A 25,699-nucleotide genomic window follows, 5' to 3' on the forward strand; every position below is an offset into this window, starting at 1 on the left:
TGGGTATCACGCATCAATAGGCTCCGCGACTGGTCAGGACGGCAGGAATCGTGCGCAACAGCAGCTTGATGTCCTCCTTGATGCCCTGACGGTGCAGGTAGAAGAGATCCAGATGAATCTGTTGCTCGAAGGACAGATCGGAGCGTCCGGACACCTGCCACAGGCCGGTCAGCCCCGGGGTGGCGTCCAGGCGCATGCGGGCGCGAGCCTCATACAACGCCACCTCGCGAGCGAGCGCGGGGCGCGGCCCCACCAACGCCATCTCGCCGCGCAGCACGTTCCACAGTTGCGGCAGTTCATCGATGGACAGCTTGCGGATCACGCGTCCCACCCGCGTGATCCGCGGGTCCTGCTTCATCTTGAACAGCACACCGCCCTCACTCTCGTTGGCGGCCTGCAGTTCACGCAGGCGCTCTTCCGCGTCGATATACATCGAGCGGAACTTCCACAGCTTGAAAGGCTTGCCATGCCGACCGATGCGTTCCTGTCCAAACAGGATGGCCCCGGGGGATTCCAGGCGAATGGCCAGCAGAGTGCCCAGCAGCAACGGTGACAGCACCAGCAGCACACCGCTGGCGCCGACGATGTCCATCGTGCGGCGTGCGCGTGGGGTCAGCCAGTTGCTCACTCGCCATCGAAAATGTCGCCAGTTGGAGCGTGACTTCATCCACAGGCCTCGGCCGGGGATGGCCTCCTCGCCATACTTGCGCACGCTCAGCAGGAAGCTCGGATTGCCAAGCACATAGCGCTTGAACATGCGGCGTGGCTCCATCAGCAGACGCCAGGCCCACTCCATGCCAAGCTTGCGCACGACACCTGGCGCACGCGGAATGCGTTGGGAATAGAAGTCGAACAGACCGCCGACGCCCATCACCACTGGCACCTGGAGGCGCTCTCGGTGTGCAGCGATCCATTTTTCCTGAGCGGGCACGCCCATCGCCACCAGCAGCAGGTCAGTGCCCTGATTGATCTGTGCCAGAACGTCCTCGATGATTTCCGGCCCGATGAAACCATGGTGCACGCCACTGATCTCCAGATCTGGCCAGCGCTCCTTGAGTTTCTCCGCCATCCGCTCGGCGACGCCTGGCGCGGCCCCGAGCAAAAACAGCCGCTTGCCATCCGCGACCAGCATGTCGCACAGATGCGGCAGCAGGTCGGTGCCATTGAGGTTGGCTTCCAGCTCCTGGTCGAGCATGCGGCAGGCCAGCTTCACGCCACTGCCATCCGGCAGCAGCAGGTCGCTGTCATGCAGTACCTGCAGGTAATAGCGATCATGCTGTGCCACGTTCAGGCAGTGCGCATTGACGAAATTGACCGTGCGCGGCTGCGGGTCGCTGATCCAGCTCTTGAGCAGGCGCAGACAGGTCTCGAGACTGGTGTTGACGAAGGGCACGCCCAGCACCTTGACGTGTGGCAGTGTCCTGACGTGCTCAGTGGTGAAAAGCGTCTGATCGATGGATTGACTCATCATGGCGACTCCGCTTCGTGAGCGCCCTGCTGGCGTTCTGGCGTGACGGACCGTGGGCGTGGATCATTGTCGATCTTCTTCTTCTGGGCCTTGCCGATGATGCCCTGGGCGAGCCCTTCACAGCGCAGATAAAGGCGCTCGGGCATCACGCGCAGCATCAGTGCGGCGCCTGCCGTGGCCGCGGTACGGCCGAATTCGGCCTTCCAGATGCCTGGCCAGGCCTTGATGGCGCGGCGGACATAATCCCAGGCGGCCTTGCCGTCACGCAGTCGAATCGCCTGGCGTGCCAGATAGCGCAGCTGGTAGGCCTGGGCGCGGGGATACCATTGTTCGATGAAGTCGGGCGCATAGGCGCGTGTCAGCTCGACGATCGCCAGCCAGCTCTGGTACTGGCGCTCCAGTTGTGCCGAAAGCCCGCCTTCATTGAGGCGGTAGCGGGTCAGCGGCTCGGGAATGCCTTCCACCGTGGTGCCGGTCTTGAGGGCGATGCGTGTCCAGCACTCGATGTCTTCGCTCTGACGCAGGCTTTCATCGAAGTAGCAGGGCAGCACGCCACCTCCCTTGACCTCGCAGTCGAAGGCGATGGCCTCGAGAATCTCGCCGCGGATGACTGGCGCCGAGCCATTGCCCACCGGGTTGCGACAGAACAGCAGCCCCGGCGTGATGTCGGTCAGGCTTGGCATCTGGTAGTAGTCCAGCGGTGCGCCGTCGGCATCGATGAAGGCCGAGCGCGAGAAGGACAGGCCTACCCCGGGGCGTGCCTCGAGGTGCTCGCGGTGGCGCGCAAGTTTCGCGGGCTCCCAGATGTCATCGGAGTCGAGGAAGGCCAGATAACGGCCCTTTGCGGCGCGCACGCCGGTATTGCGGGCCCCGGCCAGCCCGCGATTGACCGGATGAGGGATCAGAGTGATGCGTGGGTCGTCATAGGCCTCGCAGATCGCCCGGCTGCCATCGGGGGAGCAGTCATCGATGATGAGCAGTTCAAGATCGCCATCCTCCTGCGCCAGCACGCTGTCGATGGCGGCCGTGACGAAACGTTCGACGTTGTAGATCGGCATGATGACCGAAAAGGTCGGGGTCATGGTCTGGCCTCCTGGACGTCCCTGTCTGGGGAAAGCGATGCGGTGGATGCTGCGTGAGGTGTGTCTGGCGAGTCTGGTGGCTGGGTCGATGTATGTGTCATCAAGCCGTCCTGAGCGAGGATCAGTCGGCGTGTCCACAGATAGCCGGGCAGGGCGGCCAGGCTGATGCCGACCAGAATGCCGGCCGCGACGCCGTTGATGCCGAAGGGCACGCCAGCGAACATGCCGGCGCCGAGCATCAGCGTCATGAAGATCTGCAGCTTGAGGTCTGCCCCGGGCATGCCCTGGGCGCGCAGCAGCTGGCCGCAGCTGTCGAGCAGAATGCGCGGCAGGGCCGAGAGGCAGATCAGGATCAGGATCGGCAGGGCACCACGCTCGACCCAGGCCTCCCCGAACAGGATCGGCACGTACCAGGGCGCCAGCAGGCTCTGGGCGATGATGGCGGGCACCGCGACCAGCGCGAACAGGCGCATGCCGTGGTGCATGCGCGCCAGTCGCTCACGCGAGGTCATGTCGCCACACAGCTGCGGGAAGATGGCGGTGGAGTAGGCGCGCAGGAGGCCAAGGCTGATGCCGAGTCCGGCATTGAAGGCGAAGAAGTAGACCCCGAGCACGTCCATGGCGAACAGGGCGCCGACCAGCAGGTAATCCATCTGCTGACGTAGCACCGAGACCACCTCGACGCCCATCATCGGGCGCGCGAAGCGCATCAGCGGACGCGACCACAGCGTGGAGGGGCGCTCATCGATGCGCCATGACTCGCACCAGCGGTAGCTCAATGTCCAGATGGGCGTCACGATCAGCTTGGGCAGGATCAAGGCCCAGAACCCGGCTCCCATGGCGGCCAGCAGCATCACGCCGAGTGCCTCGCCGATGCTCTGGCCCATCTCGATGCGGGCCGTGACGTGCAGGCGGTTGCTGCGCAGAATGCGCGCCGCGTTGATGGCGGCGGGGGGCAGCATCGGGAAGATCAGCGCCAGCGCCATCAACGGCAGGGTCAGATCGGGAGCGTCATAGAGGTAGGCCAGCAGCGGGGCCAGTGCCATCTGCAGCACCATCAGGCCAAGGCACACCACCCAATTGAACCAGTAGGCATCGCGGCACAGACGCTCATACCCGTCGCGACCGGCCTGTACCAGGGCAGGCACCACGGCGGCATTGGAGATGGCGTGCATGATCTCGTGTGCGGTGAGCACGATGGCGGCGATACCGAAGGATTCCGGCGCGATCATGCGTGCGGCCACCAGGGTGGCACCCAGTCGGGCGATGCGGTGAACCCCTTGCGACATGCCCATCCATGCCAGGTTGCGGATCAGTCGGCCATTGCCGCCTTCTCCGCCACCTGACAGGCGTGTCCTGAGTCGCGTGATCACTCCCATCGCCTGGCTCCCTGCCTTGTCGTGCCCTGTGCAGGCATCTGATCTTGTCAGTCATGCGGATTGATGACTTGTGTCGCCACTCTAGCGCAATGGACTGATGAATTGGCGTGATCTGACGCAGTCCTGTTCCACTATCGGGTCATTTCGCTGCATCACCGTTGCCTGCGCTGGCGGGGTGGACGGTGGCATCGGGCTCGGGATGAGACGCCTCCACATCCACCGGCCCCCTGTTGTGGATATGCCCCTCACTGGCGGGCAGGCTCGCCAGCTGGTGTGCCTTGCCGATCAGGATCAGTCCCGGCCAGATCAGATAGGCCAGGATCTCCAGGTTCTCGCCGAAGGAGTAGACGAACAGCAGCCCGACCATGATCAAGCCCAGCTGCACGACAGGCCGGCCGACCACGAAGCGCAGCAGATGCAGCAGGCTGACCAGCATCGGAATCAACAGCGCGAACAGACCGAAGATGCCCTTGACGAACAGCAGTCCATACCAGCTGTGGTGCGAGCCGATCGGCATGTACTCCACCAGGTGCGGGCCGCGCTCGACGATGCCGTGACCGAACCACGGTGCCTCGTTGCGCCAGCGATCCACCGCGATGCGCCCGAGCGCGGCGCGCACGCGGGTCGAGTCCGCCCGTGAGCCCTTGAAGGCGGCGATGAAGTTGTCGATGGCTTCCAGAATCGGCGCGCCGAGAAAGCCGCCGATCAAGCTCACGCCGGAGAAGCTGAACCACAGCCACGGCTTGTGCAGGCGCTTGAGCAGGAACATCCCGGCGCTGATCAATACCAGCGACACCAGCGCCATGCGCGAGCCGGACATCAGGATCATCAGCACGCTGCCACCGATGCCGATCGCCTTCCAGATGGGGTGCTTTTCCAGCAGGGCGCAGGCGAAGTAGATGCTGGCGACAAAGCCCACCGCCGGTGCCCAGGGGGTAAAGAGTCGCCAGCGTGGCATGCCGCTGCCGGGGTCGATCTCGTAGAGGGAAACGGCGAAGAATTCCGGCCCCGGCCCCCCGATGGCCTGCAGTGGCGAGACGAAGGGCACCTGGGGCAGCCCTGCCAGCCAGGCGCCGACGAACACCGGCAGCAACAGCATGGTATGCAGGCAGACGTGCATGGCCGCGCGGATGATCACCGCCGGGCGGATCGCCAGGCAGCCGATGATCGGGAAGACCGCCAGCAGCGCCCAGCCCTTGGCCCAGCCGATGGAGGACTTGATCAGCTTGCCGGTGCCCAGATTCTCGATCAGATGGCCGGCCAGCAGCGAGAATTCCATCACCAGCATGCCGATGATCCACACCCACAGTGGCCAGGGGAGGCGCGGAAAGCGTTGGCGGCCCTTGAGGTGCAGCCAGGCGGCGCGCATCACCAGAGACCAGGCCAGCACCGGGGCCAGTACGTAGAGTCCACCGATCAGGTAGAACAGGTAGGTCGCGGTGATCGAGAACCAGATGATGCGCTCTTCCGGGGTCTCGGGGCGGACATCTGCCTCTGGCCCGGCCTTCAGGGAAAACATCGGCGGCTCACACGCTTTGCTGCAAGCGCAGCAGGTAGGGTTTTCTGATCCACAGGAGGATCAGGCCGATGATGCTGAAGACGCTCGCGGCCAGCGCACCGACGATGGCCAGCTTGATGCCCAGCGAGTCAGCCTTCTCGGGCAGTGGCGGCGGGTCGAGGATCTGCAGCATCGGGTAGCTGGCGAAGGGGTCGATCTGGCCGATGTCGATCTTGGCCAGTGCCGTGGTGTAGACCGCCGTGGCGACCTGTTGCTCGCGCAGCAGGTCCTGCAGCTGGGCCGCCTTGGCGACACTGTTGTCCAGTCGTTGCTGGCGAGCTGCCAGATTGGCGCGTCCGGTCTCGAGCTCGCTGATCACGCCGCGCCGCTGGGTGTCCAGGGTGATCAGCTCACCGACCAGGCTGTCCTGATTGGCATGGCCGGACGCGGCACGCAGTGCGCTCTGGTTGCGCGAGGTCTGGCGGGGCAGCAACTCCCGCATGCGTGAGGCCAGCGAGCGTTCCAGTGAAGCGAGCCCCGCGGCCAGATTGATGACTTCCGGGTTGCGCTCGCCCCACTTGCCGCGCGCTTCATCGAGACTGGCCGCCTGCTCCGCTGCCTGCGTCAGCAGCGCCTGGTAGCGAGCATCACGCTGCAGTGCAATCACGCCCCCCGCCTGACTGGCATCGAGCCCCAGTCGGCTGGACAGGGTGGCGAGGCGGGCATTCAGCGCCGACAGCTCGCCATCCCGCATCTCGAGGGTGTCCTTGAACTCCTCGACACTCAGTGTCAGCTCCTTGAATTGCTCCATGGAGACCAGGCCTGACGTGGACTGGAAGTCCAGCAGCTTGCGCTGGGTGTCCTTGAGCGTGCGATCGTAGGTCTCGAGCGAGCGACGGATGACGGCTTCGCGTCGCGCCTGTTCATCGTTGCGCAGCTGTTCGATCACCTCATTGAAGGCATCGATGTGCGCATTGGCGCGTTCAAGCGCGGCCCTGGCGCTCGGTGCGCTGGTCTGGAAGGCGATCAGGGCGGTCTGGTCGGTCAGCTTGATCTTGGGCTTGGCGTAATCGTCGGGATGCATGTCGACCGTCCTGGCGGCACGCTCCAGCACGGCAGGGCTCTCGGCGATGGCGCGGTAGTTGACCTTGGGGTCCAGCGAGGAACTGGAATAGGACGAGTTGGCGCTGGTGCTGGCCTGGCCGATGCTCTCAAAGTTCACCGAAAGCCCCGAGCCGGTACCCGGCAGGATCATCGTCCAGCTGGTGGTATAGGTGACGGGTGCCACGGCGATGAAGGCGATGGTCAGCCCCCAGATGACACTCAGGATGGCGGTGGTCAACAACAGATAGGCCGCGCGGCGGGTGCGCGGGCGCATGCTGGAGCCACGAGCTGCCCAGCCCAGCAATACGCCAAGCATTCGACGCCCCAGTGAGGGCTTCGCCGTGTCTTGCGGCGTGTCGGGTGAGCGGGACTCTGTCATGCACATCCTTGTCGCGTGGTAGTGATCAGTTGCCTTCCGACAACGCACAGGCGAAGCGTTACAGCAGAGTGGCCGGCGTCAGCAGGTCCGTCAGCGTTCTGGCGATATCCCGGATGTTGGTGACACCTGAGTCATAGCAGCCGACGACATCTTCCGGCATCAGATACGGGTTGACGCCCACGTCCGCTGGATTGGCCAGCAGGTCGTCGATGCCGCGATCCACCACGACCGGTTGATGCGTCATCGGATTGGTGCTGACCAGCACGGCGCGTCGCGAACCGGACGTCGCCTGGATACCACCGACACAGTTGGCGTTGATCACCCCCTGCAACATGCGCACGCCGTAAGGCACCTGGGAGCGCAGCACCGTGTAATTGCTGACATTGTTGTTGTTGGCCGGTGTGGTCAGGTTGGAGGCATAGATGACGATGCCCGGCGCGGTGATGGGGGACGGGCGCATCAGCGCTGCCTGGAAGGCACCGCTGGAGGGCACATGGATGCGATCCCCTTCACGCAGCCAGGGGTTGGCGGCATATTCGCCATCGATCAGGCCGCGCATGTCGAGAATCTGTGTCTGGTTGTCGCGAATCAGTTCGACGTGGCTCAAATCCGCGTCCGGCCGCACGCCGCCAGCCGTGGTCAAGGCCGCTGACAGCCGCCGTTGCTGGCTGGCATCCCCTCCGGCAAAGTCGCGACGCACCATGCGCTCTTCCGGTTCGCGGGCATTGACGACGGCTTCGCCCGGGAAGAACACTGCCCCGGAGACGGCGACCGCCAACGGCGCCCATTCCTCGAGACGAACGCTGACATGGGCCAGCCCCGGGCGGATCAACTCTTCTAGTATCAGACGCTCGGTGATCTCACGTGCCAGGGCATCGATGGTCTGGTTGGAGGCATCGACCGGCGAGAGCCAGGGCAGGCGCAGACGCCCATCGTGATCCACCTCGTAGCTGCCATCGAACAGCTCGCTGCCGGCGACACTGACGTTCACTCGATCGCCGGCGGCCAGGCGCTGGTCATCGCTTGCAGGCCGATGGGAAAAGCGATCATCGGCCTGCGGCGTGGGCAGCTCCAGGGGCCAGTAGGTCACCTGTTGCCAGTGCTCTTCGGCCGGGGTGTCGTCCAGCATCAGCGGCGTACAGCCGCTGATCAGACCGGCGAGCATGGCAATCCCCGAAAGGCGGCGTGAGACTTGGGTCCATGAGGTGAGGCGTGCCAGGGAAGACGTCATCAGGCTACCTCGCGAGAAGACCCTGGCGCGTGGGCATCTGGCACCAATAGCGGGTCGCGCTGATAGTAGATGTCGAAGAGTTCGAACAGGCGCACGCGTTCCAGCTCGGTCTGCATGATGGGAGAGGGTTCCACCACGATCAGAGCCTGCGGTGACAAAGCATCATGCAGGCTGACCAGCACGGAAAGTCCGTCGGCATCGATGGCTGTCACATGACTCAGATCCACTGCCAGCTTGCCGGTGTGGTTCGGGATCATCGCGAGCATCTCCTGGCGGAAATAACGCGCGACCTCGCCTGTCAGCTGAGCCGGCGGCGTGATCATGATGCCTTGGTCAATTCTGGTGGTGATGGGCATGGCGAATTCCCTGTGCCTGCCGTCACCGGCTGGCGCCATGTCGGGCCTGCGGTGCGACTTGTTATCTTTATGCACTATGCCGCACAAGCATCGTTTGCCTGTCGTCGCGGTGTCAACGACATGACGGGAATTGTCTCAGTCCTGACTGATGAGATGTCTGGTTCCTTCTCCTTCCTTCACCCTTCCTATCTTCCTTCCTTTCTTTCTTTCATCCTTCCCTGCTTTTCTCTTCTTCCGGCTCAGCCTGTCGACGGCCGAGACAGTTCAGGGAGCTCGTCTCTCAATCTCCCGACATCGCTGGCGCCTTGTGGGGCGTTGCCAGCATGGCGCCCCAATGACGGAAGCGCAGCAGCAACAACAGTCCCGGGATGGCGGCCAGGGTGCAGATCCAGAAGAAGCTGTCCCAGCCGGCGGCATCGGCCAGATAGCCCGAGGGGGCGGCGATCACCACGCGCGGCAGGCCCATGATCGAGGAAAGCATCGCGTACTGGCCGGCGGTGAAACGCTTGTCGGTCAGTGCGCCCATGAAGGCGATGAAGGCGGCGCTGCCCATGCCGGCCGCCAGGTTCTCGAATGCCACCACTCCGGCAAGCCAGGCCAGCGAGTCACCGACGTGATGCAGCCAGATGAAGCCGGCTGTGGACACCATCTGCAGGATGCCGAACCACCACAGTGCACGGTAGATGCCGATTCGCATGATCATCAGGCCGCCGAAGAAGGTGCCTGCCAGCAATGGCCACAGGCCGAACAGCTTCACGGTCGCGCCGATCTGTGAGTTGCTGAAGCCGATCTCCTTGTAGAAAGGCGTCGTCAGATTGCCTGCCACGGAATCGCCGAGTTTGTAGAGCAGGATGAACAGCAAGAGCCAGATGGCCCCATCACGTTTCATGAAATGGCGGATGGGGTCCCACAGGATCTCGTGCAGGTGATGGGCACGCGGCGCTGCCTGTGCCTCGGGTTCCGGCGCCAGCAGGGTCACCAGCATGCAGGCTCCCAAGGTCGCGGCCATGATCAGGTAGGTCATGCGGAAACCGATCATGTCCGCCAGCACCAGGCCACCGGCCGAGGCCATCAGCATGCCGATGCGATAGCCATAGACATAGAAGCTGGAGCCCAGCCCCAGTTCGTTGTCCGGCAGATGCTCACGTCGGTAGGCATCGATCACGATGTCCTGGGTGGCACTGAAGAAGCTGACGGAAAGCGCGATGGCCCCCATGGTCAGCGGCGACATGTGCGGGTCCTGCAGGGCCAGCAGCGCGATCAGCGCGGTCAGGGCCAGCTGCGCGATCATCAGCCAGCCGCGTCGCCGCCCCAGTGCGGGCGGCATGATGCGATCCAGCAAGGGGGCCCACAGGAACTTGAGGGTATAGGGCAGGCCGACCAGTGCCAGAAGGCCCACGGCGTCCAGTGATACGCCGGCATCCGTCATCCAGGCCTGCAGGACACTCCCGGTGAGCAGCAGCGGCAGGCCTGAGGCGAATCCCATCAGGAACGTGATACCATGACGGCCAACGAGTAAGCGTAAATCCTTTGAAGTCAAAGCCTTGCCTGTCCTTGCAGAGAGTGTATCCGCGCGGGAGTCGCGCGTGACCCATGGCCATGCGCCACATGCATCGTCAATGGCGGGATTGTCGCACTGCCTGAGCGCAAGGGCCATGCATTGTCCTGAGGTGCCGCTGACCATCAGCTGGCTGGCGTGATGAAGGGCTTGCGTCGGGCCCCTGTGGGCAGGTAGGCAATGAGAGGTCATCATGAGTGAAGTCCGAGACGCTGCCAAGGCGCACTGGTATCTGATCCAGTGCAAGGGTGGAGAGTCCTTCCGTGCGGCGGAGAACCTCACCAATCAGGGATTTCACGTCTTCCACCCCCTGCTGGAAGTGGAAAGAAAGCGCGGCAGCAAGCTGCGCTGGGTGGAAGAGCCCCTTTTCCCCTACTACCTGTTCATCCGTCTGGATCAGGTGGACGACAACTGGCGCCCGATTCGCTCGACACGTGGCGTGCTCAAGCTGGTCAGCTTCGGCACGACCCCGACACCGGTCCCCACCTCGCTGGTGGAGGCGCTGATCGCCAATGGTGAGCAACGCCAGGAGCAGCCAGCCGAGAACCTCTACTTCCGTGCCGGCGAGCAGGTCGAGATCATCGATGGGCCGCTGAGTTCGCTCAGTGGTGTCTTCGAGAGTGCCAAGGGCGACGAGCGCGTCATCGTGCTGCTCAATCTGATCAATCAGCAGCAGCGCGTCGAGCTGTCCAGTCGTCAGCTGCGTCGTCGCGAATCCTGAGTCTCGGTGCCTGCGCCCTCCGGGGAGGGCGTGAGCTCACCGCACTTGTCATTTCTGGAGTTGTTTCATGTCGATTACCGTTCAGCAGGTGGTCAGCCTGCACTACACGCTGCGTACCGCAGATGGCACCGTCCTGGACACTTCTCGTGATCGGGAACCGATGGATTACCTGCATGGCCATGACAATATACTTGCCGCTCTGGAATCCGCGCTTGAAGGTTGCAGCGTCGGCGACAGCAAGGTCGTCAACCTGACGCCGGCGGAAGGCTTCGGTGAGCGGGATGAGGGGCTGGTCCAGTACTTCGGGCGTGATGCCTTCGGCCCGGGGGAGCTTGCACCGGGCATGCGCTTCCAGGCGCGAACTCCCGAAGGGCAGCGCTCGGTGACCGTACTGGAAGTCGGTGATCAGCAGGTCAAGGTCGATGCCAATCACCCGTTGGCAGGCCAGGCGCTCAGCTGGGATGTCGAGGTGCTGGAAGTGCGCGATGCCACTCGGGCCGAGTTGGCAGCAGGCCATCCGCTGGGGCTTGAGGTGAGCCATACCGAAGTGGAAGACAAGAAGGTGCGTCGCTGAAGTCGCGCTGATGCCGCATGCCGCATGTCGCTTCAGGGGTCTCCCTGTCGCTGATCAGGAAGGCGCTTTCGATGATGATCGAAGGCGCCTTATTCGTTTCGGGTCTGCTGCGTTTCGGGTCTGCTGCGTTTCGGGTCTGCTGCGTGTCATTCCGGGACGGATTCATGGGGGCGGAGTGCCCATGAATTGACGTGGATCATGAAGGCAGCGGCGTGATGCCACCCAGGCTCTCGAAATTGACGCATGTCATCTTCGCCTGCCGATGATCGCGATAGAGTGCTCATGTCGAGACGGGCGGCGTACGAGGATGCCGCATGGGGCATCATGCTTCGGGGGAGATACTCTTCGAGGTGTCGGAAAGCGGCGCAGGCCACCGTCTGGTCAGGGAGGAGTTGCAGGGCGTCGGTTGCCGGCAGAGGCAGGCGCTTGAGGAAGCCCCTTGGGGAAGGGGAAAGCCAGGGATGGCTTCACTGCCAGAATCGGGCATGCAGGTGCCCGATTCACCGTCAGGGGAGGGGGAAACCCCGCTGGCCGGCCTTCGGGTCGGCTTTTTTTCGTGGCAGGAAAGCAACGCCTCATGTAAGCCGTGCTTCTCGGGCAGCGTCGTGTTGACCCCGACGATGAAACAGCGCCGCAGGAAGTCTGCGGCGCTGCTTTTGTCGGGACTCCCCTGCCGCTGGCCAGGCTGGTCTTTCGCCGGTGGATTCTCACCACCTGCAGGGTGGCGGGAGTCGAGACCTTACCTCGGCCGTCTTGGTCAGCTCTGGTTGCTGGTGATCTCCCTGGGCGTCGCCTCACCGGATGTCTTGACCTTCGGTGCGACCTTGTCGCTGACCGGCTGACCCGTCGTTATGGCGCTGTTGCCGGTCTTGTCGAGCGTCAGTGTCGTCTCCATGCGTTCGAGCGTGTTGGCACTGATGCCCTTGACCTCAGCCAGTTGATCGACGCTGGTGAAGGGGCCATTGGCCTTGCGCCAGGCGACGATGGCCTGTGCCTTCTTGTCACCGATGCCCTTGAGCTGAGTCAGTTGCTCAGGGGTGGCGGTGTTGATGTTCATCTCGGCAGCCTGCGTCAGAGGGGTGAAAGCCATCAGGCCTGCGACGACGAGTGATCCCATCAGAGTTTTCATGAGCTTTTCCTTGTTTCATGATGATTGTCGGGGCGTCTGGTCGGGCCGTGATGCCCTGTGCCCAGCACGTGAATCACTGTGGCTGAAGGATGAGTTTTGTAGTCATTAAGAATTAAACGATTCCTCATCCCTGGGGGTGCTTCAGTGCTCAACGCGCGAAAGTGCTAGCGCGAATAGCGAGCTGATTCGATTCGGCTTTCTCTGAGCTTACAGGTGCGTTGGTGGGCGCTATAATGTTGCCCCGAGCCCATGACCCCCTGTCATCGCGCCTAGTCTCATTGCCCGGAGCCCGGATGCCTGCCACGACTTCCCCCCTGATCATCGCCCTCGATTACCCGGATATGGCCGCCGCACTGGCCATGGCGGACCAGCTGGATCCGACGCGCTGCCGCGTCAAGGTGGGCAAGGAGCTGTTCACGCGAGTAGGGCCGGACATCCTCAAGGCGCTGCATCAGCGCGGCTTCGAGGTCTTCCTGGATCTCAAGTTCCACGATATTCCCAATACCACCGCGCAGGCCGTGCTGGCGGCTGCCGAGCACGGTGTCTGGATGACCAACGTGCACGCCGGTGGTGGCGCGCGCATGATGGAAGCCGCCGCCAGTGCACTGGCCACGCGCCAGCTCGAGACGCGCCTGATTGCCGTGACCGTGCTGACCAGCATGGAGCAGAGTGATCTTGCGGGTATCGGTCTGGATGTCACGCCACTGGCCCAGGTCGAGCGTCTGGCGAGCCTTGCCCAGCAAAGCGGCATGCACGGTGTGGTGTGCTCGGCGCGTGAGACACCCAGTCTCAAGGCGCTGTGTGGGCCGGACTTCCTCAAGGTGACGCCCGGTATCCGCCCGAGCTTTGCCCAGGCCGGTGATCAGCGACGCACCATGACGCCGGGCGAGGCAATGGCGGCTGGCAGCACCCACCTGGTGATCGGGCGTCCGGTCACTCAGGCCGAGAATCCCATGGCAGCGCTTGCCGCCATCGAGACGGAGCTTGGTGGCCGGGCGTAAGTCAGCGCCCGAGGGGATGTGAATCGCGGGGCGTCACTCTCGAGATAGGCCGAGCTTCCGTCACGCGTGGACGCCAGCGGCTCTGGACAAGCGGCTGGCGTCTTGAGAGTGGCGTTCGGGGTGTCGACGCTCAGTCGGCTGATGTCAGTCCCCAGCTGACCTGAACATCACTTTCCAGTGACAGCTCGCCGGGACGATACTCGTTGCCACCACTCTTGGCTTCTGCCATGTCGGCGCGCATGGCCATCATCGGCGGGCGAGGGCTCTGGGAAGATTCATTGATCGACTGCACATCACCCAGTGTCGCTCCCAGCGTCTCGGCCATCAGTTCGGCCTTGTGGCGTGCCTTGGTCAGGGCTTGCTGCAGTACCTTGTCCTCGAGTGCTGCACGATCACTGAGCTGATATTGCACGCCCGCCAGCTGATTCACCCCCGCTCCCAACAGCAGGTCGATCACCTCCGGCACCTGGTCCAGATTCTTCAGCGAAATGCTGATCGGGCGCTCGAGATGGGTACGCTGCCATTGCTGCGGGTTCTGATCATTGGCAGTGCGCTCGTAGTAGCGCTCCGGTCGCAGGGTCAGGCTGCCCGCCTTGATCAGGCGACTCTCGATACCGGCGCTTTCCAGTGCCTGGATCAGCGTGCTCATGCGGCCTTCCAGTGTCTGGCGGGCCTGGCGCGCGGCTTCTCCCTGCTTCTGACTGTCCGGTGCCTTGTCGTCCACCTTGCTGGCCGGTGTCTTCTCCCAGAGACGCGCCTCGATGCTGGCCTTGTCCGGCGCGGCTTCGATGCTGGCACTGGCACTGACATGGACAAGCGCCGGTGCAGGTGTCTGGTCAGCCTGTGCCGTACTCACGGCGCTGACGGCACTCAGTGCCAGCACCAGCCCTAGACGCAGGAAGGAATGCTGGACGCCTGAGCTCGCGTCGGCAGTTTCGGATGGCAGGATGCGGGGCATGGAAACTCCTTTTTGGCACATGGCGATATTGTCATATGGTGATATTTTCATATGTCGATATTGACACAGAATGATGGCGTGAACGTCCGACATCGCGTGGATCACGATAGCACTTCGCACGAGAGGCGCTGAAGCGATCGTGTGCCTCGATCAGGCATCTCATGGCGTCAGGGACGTCGCGGTCATACAGGAGCGATACCATCAATACCGTCACGCTATCTCAGGGGCGACGCGCGCTCCTCGGGGGACTGTCAGCGTTGCTGCTCACCGCAATGCCGTCGCTCGCCTGGGCGGCGAGTCTTTCCGTCGTGGATGATGGTGGCGAGACGGTGACGCTTTCCCGGCCCGCTCATCGTGTGGTCACCCTGGCGCCCCATGCCGCGGAGCTGGTCGCGGCGGCGGGAGGGCTTGCACATCTGGTCGCCGTCAGCCAGGGCAGTGATTACCCGCCACAGGTCAAGACGCTGCCGCGTGTCGCGAGCTATCAAGGGCCGAATCTGGAGGCGGTGCTGGCGGCCAGACCCGCGCTGATCGTGGCGTGGGGCAGCGGGCTGTCCGCGGAAATGCAGGCGCGCCTGACGGCGCTGGGGCTGACGACCTTCCTCAGCGAGCCCAGGACATTGGCGCAGGTGCTCTCCAATATCGAGCGCCTGGGGGTGTTGATGGGCACCCGGCCCGAGGCAGAGGCCTACGTGGCGCGTCTCGAGAAGCGCATCAGTCACCTGGAGGCGCGCGATGGCATGGAGGGCGACGCGCCCTTGCCGGTCTTCTTCCAGCTGGGCGAGAGCCCGATGACGACTCTGGCAGGAGGGCATCTGGTCAATGAATTGATTCGCCGCTGCGGGGGAGAGCCGCTGTTGTCTGACGCCCCCACCGTGGTGCCTCAGATACGCCGTGAAGCGCTGTGGCTGGCAGGGCCTCGGCTGATTCTGCATCCGGTGGCCGCAGGCGCCCCCCGTGAGCGTTGGAAGGCAGCCTGGCGAGCCAGGGGTGGCCCGCTGGCCTCGGTGGCGCTTGTCGGACTGGATCCGAACCCGGTCAGCCGTCCGGGGCCGCGCAGCGTCGAGGCGATGGCGCAGATCTGCCATGCCATCTCGGTGCAGCGCGCAGCGCGGTGACGTGGGTCGAGCTGATCAGAAGTCGATGCCGCGGCGCGCCTTGAGGCCATGATTGAAGCCGTGACGTATCTCGGTCATCTCGGTGACGGTATCGGCACAGGCAACGATCTCGCGGTTGGCATTGCGTCCGGTGATGATGACGGTTTGCTCCTCGGGGCGACCTTCCAGCGCCGTCATCACCTCTTCCAATGGCAGGTAGCCGAACTTGACCATGTAGGTCAGTTCATCAAGCACGACCAGATAGACGCTTTCATCGCGCATCAGGCGCTTCGCTTCCTGCCACACTGCCTGACAGGCCGCGGTATCGGCGTCACGATTCTGGGTGTCCCAGGTGAAGCCGGTAGTCATGGCGTGGACTTCCAGATTGGCATCCTCGGCAAGGCGCTCACGCTCCCCGCACTCCCACAGTCCCTTGATGAACTGGATGACACCGACCTTGTAGCCATAGCCGAGTGCCCGGGTGATGGTGCCCCATGCAGCGGTCGTCTTGCCCTTGCCGTTGCCGGTGAAGACCAGCAGCTGGCCGCGCTCCTCATTGGCCTGTGCCACCTTGTCGTCGACATGTGACTTGAGCTTTTCCATTGCCGTCTTGTGGCGGGTATTGCGGTCCGTCATGCGTGTGCTCCGTCAGTCATTGTCACTGCGCCGCTCTCGGGGCGGCGCAGTGAGGAGTGTGGCCCGTCGTCAGTAAGAGGTGCTCAGAAATAGAAGGTCACGCCGCCTTCGACGTAACGCCCCTGGGTGTTGTAGCCGTTGACCAGCTGATAATCACGATCGAAGACGTTCTCCAGCTTGGCGCTCAGCTTGACGTTCTGCATCACCTGCCAGCTGGTGCGCAGGTCGAAGACGCCATAGCCGGCGGTGCGAGTGTCCGTGTAGGTATCGGCATCGGTATCGCTGCGGCTGGCACTGCCACGCAGCGTTGCTCCGAAGCTCCAGTCGGCGAGGGCGTAATCGGCATCCAGGCGCGCAAAGCGCTTGGCCCGACGTTTCAGCTGCTCTCCTGTCTCGCGGTCTTCCGGGTCCTGCCAGGTCATGGCGAGATTCACGCTGAGCGCGTCACCTTTCCAGCCACTGCTCAGCTCGATGCCACGGATGCGTGAGCGGTCGATATTGATCGGCGTGAAGTCGGCGCCTTCGTAGCTGATCAGATTGTCGATATCCGTCTGGAAGGCATTGACGCCCACATGCCACCGCTGCTCCTGCAGACGCCAGAAGAGTTCGGCCGTGGTGGAGGTCTCGGCATCCAGATCCGGGTTGCCTGAGCCGTAAGGGCTGTAGAGGTCGATCAGGTTGGGGGCCTTGAAGGCGCTCGAGTAGCTGGCGCCGAGCTGCTGTGCCTGAGTCAGGTCATAGGCATAGCTGGAGCCACCGGTCATCTGATGACCATAACGATTGTCATCGTCATACCGCAGGCTGGTGGTGACGTGATGGCGTTGTTGCTGGAGCTGCCAGCTGCCATAGACCCCCGTGGCATAGCGGCTGTCCACTTCATAGCCGTCGGCGGTGAAGTAGGGGCCATCGGCGTCCAGACTTTCCTCGCGGTGATCCACCCCCAGGCTGAGCGTGCCGAGGTCGGTGTAGAAGTCGTGGCGCAGGCCGATCTCGTTGCGGGCACTGGCAACACGCCCGGCATCGCTGCCGGCTTCAGTGTTCTCGTACTCGTCGCGCGTACGCGCCACGCTGACCGTCATGTCCCAGTTCGGGTTCAGGTGGGTCAGCAGGCTGGCATCCAGTACCAGCTGGCTACCTTCTCCGCTGCAGTCTTCAGAGGCACTGAAGCTGCTGTCGTAGCAATCGTCGTAATCGTAGTCCGTGTCGGTCTTGGCGACGCCGAGAGACAGCGTGGCTCGCTGGCCGAAGTCGTGCCCAAGGCGCAGTTCGGCGCCCGTGGCCTCGTAGCCATCATCTTCACTGCCGGTATCGCGGGCGGAGAAACCATCGCTTTCATCATGATGGAGATTGGCGGAGAGACGCGTGTCATCTTCCACCGAGCTGAACTGGGCGTTCTGGCGGAAGGTGCCGTCGCTGCCGGCGCGCAGCGTGACTTCCGCGTGCTGGCCGACTTCGCTGCCGCCACGCGTGATCAGGTTGATCACGCCGCCGATGGCATCGGCGCCGTAGACGCTGGCGCGCGGCCCCCGCACGATCTCGACACGTTCGATGGCAGACAGCGGCAGAAATTCGAAGTGCGCCAGGCCATCGGCGCTGTTGGCGATGCGCTGGCCGTTGACCAGGATCAAGGTGTGATCGGACTCGGTGCCGCGCATGAACAGGCTGGTCTGGCTCCCCATCGGACCGCTGCGCGCGACTTCGATGCCATTGCGCGACTGCAGAAGGTCCACCAGCGAGCTGGCCTGCAGGCGTTCGATCTCGTCACGCGTGATGACGTCGGTGCTGGCCAGCACATCATTCTGCAGCTGGGGGATGCGATTGGCGGTGACCTGAACGGTCTCCAGGCTATCCGATGAAGGGGCGGTGGTCTCCTGTGCCGCCAGGGCAGGAGGTGTCAGCAGCAGTAGACTGCCCACGAGGGTGTACTTGGCCTGCGCGTGCGCGCGACCACGGGTCTTGTAAGTATTCATGAATGATCCTCAAGCGTCAGACGCAATGAGGAGGACAGGCGTGACAGGGTGCGTGGATGCACATCGTCGCGGCGTGCCCCTTTGAAAAAGGACATCCCGACGAATTTGCCACTGGTGAGGCCCTCCGCATCAACCAGTGTGGAAGCGAGGGCCGGTCTCCGGACTGACGCCTGGCGGACGTCCTGTTGGAACGTCTCACCCCCTCATGCGCCTTCCCACCTCCTTCCCTTGAGGGTCGTCACGAGGACGTCCCGGAGGCAGTGGCTGGTCATCTCGACCGGCATGAGCGTTGCGATCACCGTTGCGGGGGCAGTACGGGGCTTTCACCCGATTCCCGAGCACCCAGGCTTCTACCCGAGCTATTGTCTGGGGAGGGCGACAGGGAGTCAATCGGCAGGCCCCGTCGTCTGCCGGTCTGGCGTTCGCTGGCTCGTGACGCAGGCTGGATACGACAACGCCCGCACTGGGCGGGCGTTGTCGAGAGGTCACCTGACGGCGTGTCTCACTCGTATGCGAGGCTTGCGATGAGCGTCACAGCGACAGGAACAGTCCGGCAAGACTGGCTGACATCAGGTTGGAGAGCGTACCGGCGAGAATCGCCTTCATGCCCATCTGCGCGATGTCGCTGCGGCGGTTCGGTGCCATCAGTCCCAGGCCGCCCATCAGGATGGCCACGGAGGACAGATTGGCGAAGCCACACAGCGCGAAGATGATGATCGCTTCGGAATGCTCGGACAGCTTGATCTGATGGCTGGCGAGGTCGGCGAAGGCGACGAACTCGTTGAGCACCAGCTTCTGACCGATGAAGCTGCCGGCCTGGATAGCTTCATGCCACGGCACGCCGATGACCCAAGCGACCGGCGCGAAGGCGTAGCCCAGCAGCAGCTGCAGCGTGATGTCCTGATAGCCGAACAATCCACTGACCCAGCCGATGATGATGTTGCCCAGCGCGATCAAGGCGATGAAGGCCAGCAGCATGCCGCCGACATTGATGGCCAGCTGCACGCCGGATGCTGCGCCGGACGCGGCAGCATCGATGACGTTGGTCGGGCGATCGATGTCCTTGCCCAGGGCTTCCTCGACACTCTGGGTCTTGGATTCGGTCTCCGGGATCAGCATCTTGGCCATCAGCAGGCCACCTGGGGCTGCCATGAAGGACGCTGCCAGCAGGTACTTGAGGTCAATGCCCAGCGAGGCATAGCCCACCAGCACGGAACCGGCCACGGAGGCCAGGCCACCGGTCATCACCGCGAACAGTTCCGAGCGGGTCATGCCGGCGATGAACGGACGCACGACCAGCGGTGCTTCGGTCTGGCCGACGAAGATGTTGGCCGCGGCGGACAGCGATTCGGGACGGCTGGTGCCGAGAATCTTCGAAAGCCCGCCACCCAGCACGCTGATCACGACGTTCATCACGCGCAGGTGGTAGAGCACCGCGATCAATGACGAGAAGAACACGATGATCGGCAGTACGCGCAGAGCGAACACGAAACCACCGCCACCGAAGACTTCGAACATCTTGTCGCTGACCAGGCCACCGAACAGGAAGTCCATGCCCACGTTGGCACTGGACATGACAGCCTGAACCCCTTCGCTGAGACCGAGCAGCATGCTCTTGCCGGCGGGAACGTAGAGTACGAATGCCCCCAGCAATGCCTGGATGGCAAAGGCCCCCAGTACGGTGCGCAAGCTGATGGCGCGTCGGTTTTCAGATAATAGGAAGGCGATCCCCAGGAGGGCTAAGACGCCCACCAGGCCCATGACGATCTGCATCAAGCAGCTCCTGAATGCGTAGGTGTTACGTTGAGGACAAGGCAATAGCGCTGGCTGCCGGACAGGGCTGCCAAAACTGGCGCGTACTCTACCAGCATTTTGGGCGGCTGTCGGAGTCTGCCACTAACGTTTTAGGCATTTTTTGTGAATCCCGCTTCGCGGCTGTGCGCCATTCGCCACGAGGCCCGCAGGAAGCGGGCCTCGTGGTCAGGGGGTTGGCATCATCTCCGGGCGCCGTGCTGTCTGCGCGCATGCCGTTTTCGGGATGCATTCAAGCCGTCATCAGGCCCGGCCACCGGGGAGACGGCTGGCGGGTAGGGGGCCGGAGCCCGTGGCGGTGCCGGGATTCGCGGTGGAGCGGGTGGAGGAACTCGCGTCAGAGCCTGCCCCTTCTGCGGCCTGGGATGACTTGCTCGATTCGGCCTTGTCCGCCTTGGATTGTGCCGGTCGGGTCAGCTCAGGCGAGTCGGCATAGATCAGGCTGATCAGCGTCTCACCGGCCTTGGGTTCCAGTGCGACGGCGGAATTGGCGATGCGAATCCGGCCCTGGCTGCTGATGCAGAACAGGGTCAGCAGGCGGTCATCATGAATCCGGCGATAGTCCTCGAGACTGAAGTTCTCGCTGATGCGGGCACGCCGGAACTCCGCCCCCTGTGACAGCAGGCTGGCCAGCTTGGCGTAGGTGACCTGACCATCGAACAACAGTGGCAGGTGGCCGAGCGCCTGGTCCTGCTGGCGCTTGGCATTCTTGCCATTGTCCTCGGCGAGCCGGAAGACCCGGCCGTGGCCGAGAATGTGCTCGAAATGCAGCGCCGCGAGGCTGTTGAGCTCTCGATAGGGCGAGAGCGGCATGAGATGGCCGATGCCCGTCAACTCGAGATGCTGTGAGGCATGCTCGGACAGCGGGTTGCCGTAATAGACCGGCAGGCCTGCCATGCGGGCTTCCTGTACCGCGTCCCAGTTGGTATCGGTCAGGCGTACCGAGAAGCCGGCATCCACCAGCTCGCGGGCGACCAGGCGCGACACCGAGTTGGCCCCGAGAATCAGGAAGCCCGAGGGCGGTGGCTCACCGACCCCCAGTACCTTGACGATGGGGCGTGACAGCAAGCTCTGGATCACCACCGTGCCGATGATGACCAGGAAGGTCATCGGGACCAGCATCTCGGCGCCTTCGATGCCCTGGGATTCGAGCTTGAGCGCGAACAGCGAGGCCACGGCGGCCGCGACGATACCGCGAGGAGACAGCCAGGCCAGCAGCGCCTTCTCGCGCAGCGTCAATTCGCTGCCCAGGGTGCACAGCCAGACAGTCAGCGGGCGCGCGACCCACATCAACACGGCCAGGAAGACCCATGCCGGCCAGGACAGCAGCGAAAGCTGCTCGACGGTCAGGCGCCCCGCCAGCAGCAGAAACAGCCCGGAGATCAACAGGACGGTGAGCGTCTCCTTGAACTCGATGATCTGCTGGGTAGGCACGCCGCGCATGTTGGCCAGCCATACCCCCATGACGGTCACGGTCAGGAGTCCGGATTCGTGGAACAGGGTATTGGAGATGGCGAAGAGTCCCAGCATCACCATCAGGGTGCCGAAGTTGTGCAGCTTCTGGGGCAGCCAGAAGTGGCGCAGCACCAGCCCCCAGCACCAGCCGCCCAGCGCGCCCATGCCAAGGCCGAGGCCCACGGTCTGGGCGAACAGCACCAGGGTATGTGACACCGCATTGCCGGTCATGCCCAGTGCGACGTACTCATAGACAAGTACCGCCAGCAGCGCGCCCACCGGGTCGATCATGATGCCTTCCCAGCGCAGGATCTGGGTCAGGTTGCCGCGCGCGCGCAGGGTCTGCAGCAATGGCATCACCACGGTCGGGCCTGTCACCACCAGCAGTGCCCCGAGCACGGCGGCCATCTCCCAGCGCATGTCGAGCAGATAATGCGCCGCCACGGTACCGATCACGCCGGTGATCACCACCCCGGTGGTCACCAGTCGTCTGACGATGTGCCCGTGTCCCCGCAGGTCCTTGAAGTCCAGCGTCAGACTGCCCTCGAACAGGATCACCGCCACTGCCAGCGAGACCAGCGGGAACAGCAGGTCTCCCAGCAGCTCATCCGGCTTGAGCCAGCCCGTGACGGGGCCGGCAAGGATGCCAACGATCAGCAGCGGCAGGATGGCGGGCAGACGCATGCGCCAGGCCAGCCATTGACAGCCGAGAGCCATCAGACCGATCAGGGTCAGGGCCAGTGCGGGTTCCGTCATCGGGAAGCTTCCTTGGAGTCAGCGAAAATGAGCGGTGCCACTGACGCGGTCACCGCTCATCGAATCGTCTTGTCTCGGCCAGATGCCAACATCACGGCTGGCCGGAAGGGCGCAGACTAGCGATTGATTCCGTGGTATGCAACGTCGCGTTGCCTTATCGCGCTCCCCTCATGTCATTCCTCCTGCACGGCCACTGGGCCCCCTGGCTGTCACTGCGCGCGACGCACCAGTGGCAGCAGCGCCTGGAGGGGATGCGGCAGCTGACGTTCGGAGAAGCGTTTGCTCTGGCTGCGACAGGAATAACCACTGGCCACCAGCTTGCCCTGATTGGCCTCGTCCTCGACCACCGCCTTCCACGACAGCTCATAGATGGCACGTGAGGTCTCGAGATTGCGCGCTTCGTGACCATAGGTGCCGGACATGCCGCAGCAGCCGGTGGAGAGTGTCTCGAGGCTGAGACCAAAGGCGGCATACACCTGCTGCCAGGCCTTGGCGGACCCCGGCGCATTGGTGCTCTCGGTACAGTGGCTCAGGAGTGTCAGGCCCGGGTCCATCTTGCCCAGCACCGTCTTGGTGACACCCACCGGCAGCAGCTTGCGCAGGCTGATCAGCCACTCCTGAAGCAGCAGGACATCCGGCACGGCGTCCGGGCCGAGGGTCTTCACGTACTCCTGACGATAGGTCAGGGTCATCGCCGGGTCGATGCCGACCAGCGGCACGCCGAAATCGGCGATCGCCTTGAGACGCTTGGCCTGGGCGCGCGCGGTGCGCTGGAAGGCGCCGGTGAAGCCCTGTACCTGCAGCGGCTTGCCATTGGGGGCGAAGGGCGCGACGAACACCCGAATGTCGAGTCGTGACAGCAGCTCGATGATGTCCATCACCAGCTGGGCCTCGAAGTGGCTGGTGAAGGCGTCCTGCACCAGGATCACGCTTCTGGCCTTCTGGGACTCGGTCAGGCGGCCGAGCTGGGTCGGGGTCGCCTCCGAGACGCCCCAGCTCTTGAGCTGCTTGCGCAGACTGGCGCGCGACAGGCGTGGGGCATCGACCATGCCGATCGGGCCTTCCAGCAGACGACTGACCAGGCGATTGGACAGCAGGCCGTTGTAGAGCGGCGTGACGCGCTCGGCCCACGGCAGCACGAACTCGAGGCTGCCGATCAGGTAATCGCGCAGCGGACGCTGATAGCGATGGTGATAGACCTCGAGGAAGCGGCTGCGGAAGTCCGGCACGTTGACCTTGATCGGACACTGGCCCGCGCAGGACTTGCACGCCAGACAGCCGGCCATCGCCTGATAGACCTGCTGATCGAAGCCGGCCTCCTGAGCGCCAGTCTGCGTCTGTCCACCACGACGCGCCTTCAGCGAAGCGCCGATACGCGCCGGCAGACGCGCCAGCCACAGGCCGGCCCCCTTGAGGCCCGGCGTCCGGGCGGCCTGCGCCTCGGCGATCACGTCCCGTCCGGCATTGCCTTCCAGACGCAGCCATTCACGCATCAGGCTGGCGCGCCCCTTGGGCGAATGGATGCGCTGACGCGTCGCCTTCCAGGACGGGCACATGGCGTCGTTGGGGTCGTAGTTGTAGCAGGCACCGTTGCCGTTGCAGTAGACGGCGCTGGCGTATTCCTGCCACACGCGTTCATCGATCTGGCGATCGAGATCGCCGCGCATGGTCACGTCATCGATGCGCATCAGGTGGGGGTCGAAGGCCTCGACGGCGCTGTCAGCGTGATCACGCTTGTCGCTCTCGCTCTCGCTCTCGCTCCCACCTTCGCTGGCGCCAGCGTCATCGACCAGCGTCACTGACAGGCGGGGCGAGGTGATCTTGCCCGGGTTGAGCTGATTGCGCGGGTCGAAGGCCGCCTTCACGTCCTGCAGCGCACCATAGAGGCTGCCGAAGAAGCGGGGGGCATATTCCGAGCGCACGCCCTTGCCGTGTTCGCCCCACAGCAGGCCACCGTACTTGTGGGTGAGGGCGGCGACCTCGTCGGAGATCTCGCGAATCATCGCCTGCTGGGCGGGGTCCTTCATGTCGAGTGCCGGGCGTACGTGCAGCACGCCGGCATCGACATGCCCGAACATGCCATAACGCAGGCCGCGGGCATCGAGAGCGGCGCGGAATTCGGCGATGTAGTCCGCCAGATGCTCCGGCGGAACGGCCGTGTCCTCGACGAAGGGCAGCGGACGGGCTTCCCCCTCGACATTGCCCAGCAAGCCCACCGAGCGCTTGCGCATGCCATAGACGCGACTGATCTGCGCACGCCCACGCGCCTCGGTGAAGCCGAGGCGCTCGACGCTGGTGTCACTGGCCAGATGCTCGCTGAAGGCGGCCACCTTGGCGTCCAGTGCCGCTTCGCTGTCGGCATTGAATTCAATCAGGTTGATGCCGCCGATGGCCGGGGAGCCCTCGGCACTGGCCGGGAAGAATTCCTCGACGCTGTCCCACACGAAATCCTGCATGGCCAGGTTGAGCACGGTGTCATCCACCGTCTCGATGGAAGTCGGACGGTTGCCCTCGACCGCCATCAGCGTCTTGGCGTCGCGCAGCGCGTCCATGAAGCTCGCGTAGCGCAGGTTGATCAGCGTCGAGCAGGGCGCGATGGGCAGGGCATTCAATTCGGCCTCGACCACGAAGCCCAGCGTGCCCTCGGCGCCGCACAGCAGACTGTTGAGGTTGAAGCGCCCATCGGCCTCGCGCAGGTGGGCGAGGTCGTAGCCGGTCAGGCAGCGATTGAGCGGCGGGAAGATGTCGGCGATTTCCTCGGCACGCTCATCGGCGATGGCGCGCGCGGTGCGGTAGATTTCACCGACGCGATCCTCACGTGCGCACAGTGCCTCGAGCTCGGCATCGTCGATGGCATGGCTCGCCAGTCGCGTGCCATCCAGCAGCACGCTGTCGAGCGTGATCACGTGGTCACGAGTCTTGCCGTATTCACAGCTCCCCTGGCCGGACGCATCGGTATTGATCATGCCGCCGATGGTGGCACGATTGGAGGTCGAGAGTTCCGGGGCGAAGAACAGTCCATGCGGCTTGAGCGCGGCATTGAGCTGATCCTTCACCACCCCGGCCTCGACCCGTACGCGACGCTTCTCGACATCGATCTCGAGAATGCGGTTCATGTGGCGCGACACATCCACCAGCACACCATCATTGAGTGACTGGCCATTGGTGCCGGTACCGCCGCCACGTGGTGCCAGGGTGACCGCCGCGAAGCGGGGGTCGTTGGACAGCCGCGCGATGCACTGGATGTCCTCGGCATGACGTGGATAGACCACGGCCTGAGGCAGTACCTGATACAGTGAGTTGTCAGTCGACAACACGGTACGGTTGGCGTAGTCCGGACTGATGTCACCGGCAAAGCCTGCATCGCGCAGGGCGGCCAGGAAGTCCAGGTAGAGGGCATCGACGGGGGCAGGCGTATCCAGCAGGCGTTCGGTCATGATCTCGCTCGGGCAGTGAGTCGCGTCAGGCAGGCCACGTGGGCCGATGTGCCTAAGCTTACCTGAGCTGAAGGCGTGGCCCCAGCCTCAAGGGGCAT

At 63.8% G+C, this 25,699-nt stretch carries 19 protein-coding genes and 1 riboswitch; of the genes, 4 read left to right on the forward strand and 15 right to left on the reverse strand.

What is annotated here, in order from left to right:
• Positions 1-13: 13 nt before the first annotated feature.
• The 8 genes from HXS65_RS00930 to HXS65_RS00965 form a co-directional block, all read right to left on the reverse strand.
• The gene (locus tag HXS65_RS00930; protein WP_176492902.1) at positions 14-1,471 is read right to left on the reverse strand and encodes a WecB/TagA/CpsF family glycosyltransferase; all 1,458 of its coding nucleotides are present in this window, start codon (positions 1,469-1,471) and stop codon (positions 14-16) included.
• Positions 1,468-2,550 carry a glycosyltransferase family 2 protein gene (locus tag HXS65_RS00935; RefSeq protein WP_176492903.1) on the reverse strand — a complete coding sequence of 361 codons (1,083 nt, stop codon included), beginning with the start codon at positions 2,548-2,550 and terminating at the stop codon, positions 1,468-1,470. The genes HXS65_RS00930 and HXS65_RS00935 overlap by 4 nt, the downstream gene beginning before the upstream one ends.
• Positions 2,547-3,929 (reverse strand): oligosaccharide flippase family protein, encoded by a 1,383-nt coding sequence (locus tag HXS65_RS00940; protein ID WP_176492904.1) that lies wholly within the window; start codon positions 3,927-3,929, stop codon positions 2,547-2,549. Before HXS65_RS00940 ends, HXS65_RS00935 begins: the two co-directional genes overlap by 4 nt.
• A gap of 139 nt (positions 3,930-4,068) precedes the next feature.
• Positions 4,069-5,448 (reverse strand): O-antigen ligase, encoded by a 1,380-nt coding sequence (locus HXS65_RS00945; protein ID WP_218015030.1) that lies wholly within the window; start codon positions 5,446-5,448, stop codon positions 4,069-4,071.
• A gap of 7 nt (positions 5,449-5,455) precedes the next feature.
• The gene (locus HXS65_RS00950) at positions 5,456-6,910 is read right to left on the reverse strand and encodes a hypothetical protein (protein WP_176492905.1); all 1,455 of its coding nucleotides are present in this window, start codon (positions 6,908-6,910) and stop codon (positions 5,456-5,458) included.
• Between the two features lie 58 nt (positions 6,911-6,968).
• The gene (locus HXS65_RS00955) at positions 6,969-8,141 is read right to left on the reverse strand and encodes a polysaccharide biosynthesis/export family protein (RefSeq protein ID WP_176492906.1); all 1,173 of its coding nucleotides are present in this window, start codon (positions 8,139-8,141) and stop codon (positions 6,969-6,971) included.
• Positions 8,141-8,497 carry an STAS domain-containing protein gene (locus tag HXS65_RS00960; RefSeq protein ID WP_176492907.1) on the reverse strand — a complete coding sequence of 119 codons (357 nt, stop codon included), beginning with the start codon at positions 8,495-8,497 and terminating at the stop codon, positions 8,141-8,143. Before HXS65_RS00960 ends, HXS65_RS00955 begins: the two co-directional genes overlap by 1 nt.
• Positions 8,498-8,777: 280 nt before the next feature.
• A complete protein-coding gene (locus HXS65_RS00965) occupies positions 8,778-9,983 on the reverse strand; it encodes an AmpG family muropeptide MFS transporter (protein ID WP_103751364.1) in 1,206 nt (401 codons plus the stop codon).
• 265 nt (positions 9,984-10,248) lie between these two features.
• Here HXS65_RS00965 and rfaH point away from each other — a divergent pair, with 265 nt between their 5' ends.
• Complete coding sequence (rfaH, locus tag HXS65_RS00970; RefSeq protein ID WP_077371768.1) at positions 10,249-10,776, forward strand: transcription/translation regulatory transformer protein RfaH; 528 nt, start codon at positions 10,249-10,251, stop codon at positions 10,774-10,776.
• 67 nt (positions 10,777-10,843) lie between these two features.
• Positions 10,844-11,350, forward strand: coding sequence for a peptidylprolyl isomerase (locus HXS65_RS00975; protein ID WP_077371771.1), 507 nt, complete (start codon positions 10,844-10,846; stop codon positions 11,348-11,350).
• A 757-nt stretch (positions 11,351-12,107) separates the two neighbouring features.
• Here HXS65_RS00975 and HXS65_RS00980 read toward each other — a convergent pair.
• Entirely contained in the window at positions 12,108-12,479 is a 372-nt protein-coding gene (locus HXS65_RS00980) for a helix-hairpin-helix domain-containing protein (RefSeq protein WP_176492908.1), read from the reverse strand.
• Positions 12,480-12,772: 293 nt separating this feature from the next.
• Here HXS65_RS00980 and pyrF point away from each other — a divergent pair, with 293 nt between their 5' ends.
• On the forward strand, positions 12,773-13,480 hold the full coding sequence (gene pyrF, locus HXS65_RS00985) for an orotidine-5'-phosphate decarboxylase (protein ID WP_084209187.1): 708 nt from the start codon (positions 12,773-12,775) through the stop codon (positions 13,478-13,480).
• Between the two features lie 130 nt (positions 13,481-13,610).
• Here pyrF and HXS65_RS00990 read toward each other — a convergent pair whose 3' ends face one another.
• Positions 13,611-14,438 (reverse strand): SIMPL domain-containing protein, encoded by an 828-nt coding sequence (locus tag HXS65_RS00990; protein WP_170877340.1) that lies wholly within the window; start codon positions 14,436-14,438, stop codon positions 13,611-13,613.
• Between the two features lie 257 nt (positions 14,439-14,695).
• Between HXS65_RS00990 and HXS65_RS00995 the strand changes: the two genes are divergently transcribed.
• Positions 14,696-15,556, forward strand: a complete 861-nt coding sequence (locus HXS65_RS00995; RefSeq protein ID WP_176492909.1) for an ABC transporter substrate-binding protein — start codon at positions 14,696-14,698, stop codon at positions 15,554-15,556.
• 15 nt (positions 15,557-15,571) lie between these two features.
• Here HXS65_RS00995 and cobO read toward each other — a convergent pair whose 3' ends face one another.
• The 5 genes from cobO to HXS65_RS01020 form a co-directional block, all read right to left on the reverse strand.
• A complete protein-coding gene (gene cobO / locus HXS65_RS01000) occupies positions 15,572-16,171 on the reverse strand; it encodes a cob(I)yrinic acid a,c-diamide adenosyltransferase (RefSeq protein ID WP_077371790.1) in 600 nt (199 codons plus the stop codon).
• An 83-nt stretch (positions 16,172-16,254) separates the two neighbouring features.
• Positions 16,255-18,141: a TonB-dependent receptor domain-containing protein gene (locus HXS65_RS01005; protein ID WP_176492910.1), complete on the reverse strand. Its 1,887-nt coding sequence runs from the start codon at positions 18,139-18,141 to the stop codon at positions 16,255-16,257.
• Between the two features lie 131 nt (positions 18,142-18,272).
• Positions 18,273-18,514: riboswitch (cobalamin riboswitch) on the reverse strand.
• A 158-nt stretch (positions 18,515-18,672) separates the two neighbouring features.
• Positions 18,673-19,914: a NupC/NupG family nucleoside CNT transporter gene (locus tag HXS65_RS01010; protein WP_077371796.1), complete on the reverse strand. Its 1,242-nt coding sequence runs from the start codon at positions 19,912-19,914 to the stop codon at positions 18,673-18,675.
• Positions 19,915-20,196: 282 nt separating this feature from the next.
• A complete protein-coding gene (locus tag HXS65_RS01015; RefSeq protein WP_077371798.1) occupies positions 20,197-22,164 on the reverse strand; it encodes a sodium:proton antiporter in 1,968 nt (655 codons plus the stop codon).
• A 209-nt stretch (positions 22,165-22,373) separates the two neighbouring features.
• Complete coding sequence (locus tag HXS65_RS01020; protein ID WP_176492911.1) at positions 22,374-25,601, reverse strand: FAD-binding and (Fe-S)-binding domain-containing protein; 3,228 nt, start codon at positions 25,599-25,601, stop codon at positions 22,374-22,376.
• Between the last annotated feature and the right edge of the window lie 98 nt (positions 25,602-25,699).

The organism is Cobetia sp. 5-25-4-2 (assembly GCF_013374075.1).
Classification (GTDB): domain Bacteria; phylum Pseudomonadota; class Gammaproteobacteria; order Pseudomonadales; family Halomonadaceae; genus Cobetia; species Cobetia marina.

Excerpts from the sequence above, each read along its gene's own strand:
- HXS65_RS00930 (WP_176492902.1), bottom strand. The coding sequence starts at position 1,471 with ATGATGAGTCAATCCATCGATCAGACGCTTTTCACCACTGAGCACGTC.
- HXS65_RS00935 (WP_176492903.1), bottom strand. The coding sequence starts at position 2,550 with ATGACCCCGACCTTTTCGGTCATCATGCCGATCTACAACGTCGAACGT.
- HXS65_RS00940 (WP_176492904.1), bottom strand. The coding sequence starts at position 3,929 with ATGGGAGTGATCACGCGACTCAGGACACGCCTGTCAGGTGGCGGAGAA.
- HXS65_RS00945 (WP_218015030.1), bottom strand. The coding sequence starts at position 5,448 with ATGTTTTCCCTGAAGGCCGGGCCAGAGGCAGATGTCCGCCCCGAGACC.
- HXS65_RS00950 (WP_176492905.1), bottom strand. The coding sequence starts at position 6,910 with ATGACAGAGTCCCGCTCACCCGACACGCCGCAAGACACGGCGAAGCCC.
- HXS65_RS00955 (WP_176492906.1), bottom strand. The coding sequence starts at position 8,141 with ATGACGTCTTCCCTGGCACGCCTCACCTCATGGACCCAAGTCTCACGC.
- HXS65_RS00960 (WP_176492907.1), bottom strand. The coding sequence starts at position 8,497 with ATGCCCATCACCACCAGAATTGACCAAGGCATCATGATCACGCCGCCG.
- HXS65_RS00965 (WP_103751364.1), bottom strand. The coding sequence starts at position 9,983 with ATGGGATTCGCCTCAGGCCTGCCGCTGCTGCTCACCGGGAGTGTCCTG.
- rfaH (WP_077371768.1), top strand. The coding sequence starts at position 10,249 with ATGAGTGAAGTCCGAGACGCTGCCAAGGCGCACTGGTATCTGATCCAG.
- HXS65_RS00975 (WP_077371771.1), top strand. The coding sequence starts at position 10,844 with ATGTCGATTACCGTTCAGCAGGTGGTCAGCCTGCACTACACGCTGCGT.
- HXS65_RS00980 (WP_176492908.1), bottom strand. The coding sequence starts at position 12,479 with ATGAAAACTCTGATGGGATCACTCGTCGTCGCAGGCCTGATGGCTTTC.
- pyrF (WP_084209187.1), top strand. The coding sequence starts at position 12,773 with ATGCCTGCCACGACTTCCCCCCTGATCATCGCCCTCGATTACCCGGAT.
- HXS65_RS00990 (WP_170877340.1), bottom strand. The coding sequence starts at position 14,438 with ATGCCCCGCATCCTGCCATCCGAAACTGCCGACGCGAGCTCAGGCGTC.
- cobO (WP_077371790.1), bottom strand. The coding sequence starts at position 16,171 with ATGACGGACCGCAATACCCGCCACAAGACGGCAATGGAAAAGCTCAAG.
- HXS65_RS01005 (WP_176492910.1), bottom strand. The coding sequence starts at position 18,141 with ATGAATACTTACAAGACCCGTGGTCGCGCGCACGCGCAGGCCAAGTAC.
- HXS65_RS01010 (WP_077371796.1), bottom strand. The coding sequence starts at position 19,914 with ATGCAGATCGTCATGGGCCTGGTGGGCGTCTTAGCCCTCCTGGGGATC.
- HXS65_RS01015 (WP_077371798.1), bottom strand. The coding sequence starts at position 22,164 with ATGACGGAACCCGCACTGGCCCTGACCCTGATCGGTCTGATGGCTCTC.
- HXS65_RS01020 (WP_176492911.1), bottom strand. The coding sequence starts at position 25,601 with ATGACCGAACGCCTGCTGGATACGCCTGCCCCCGTCGATGCCCTCTAC.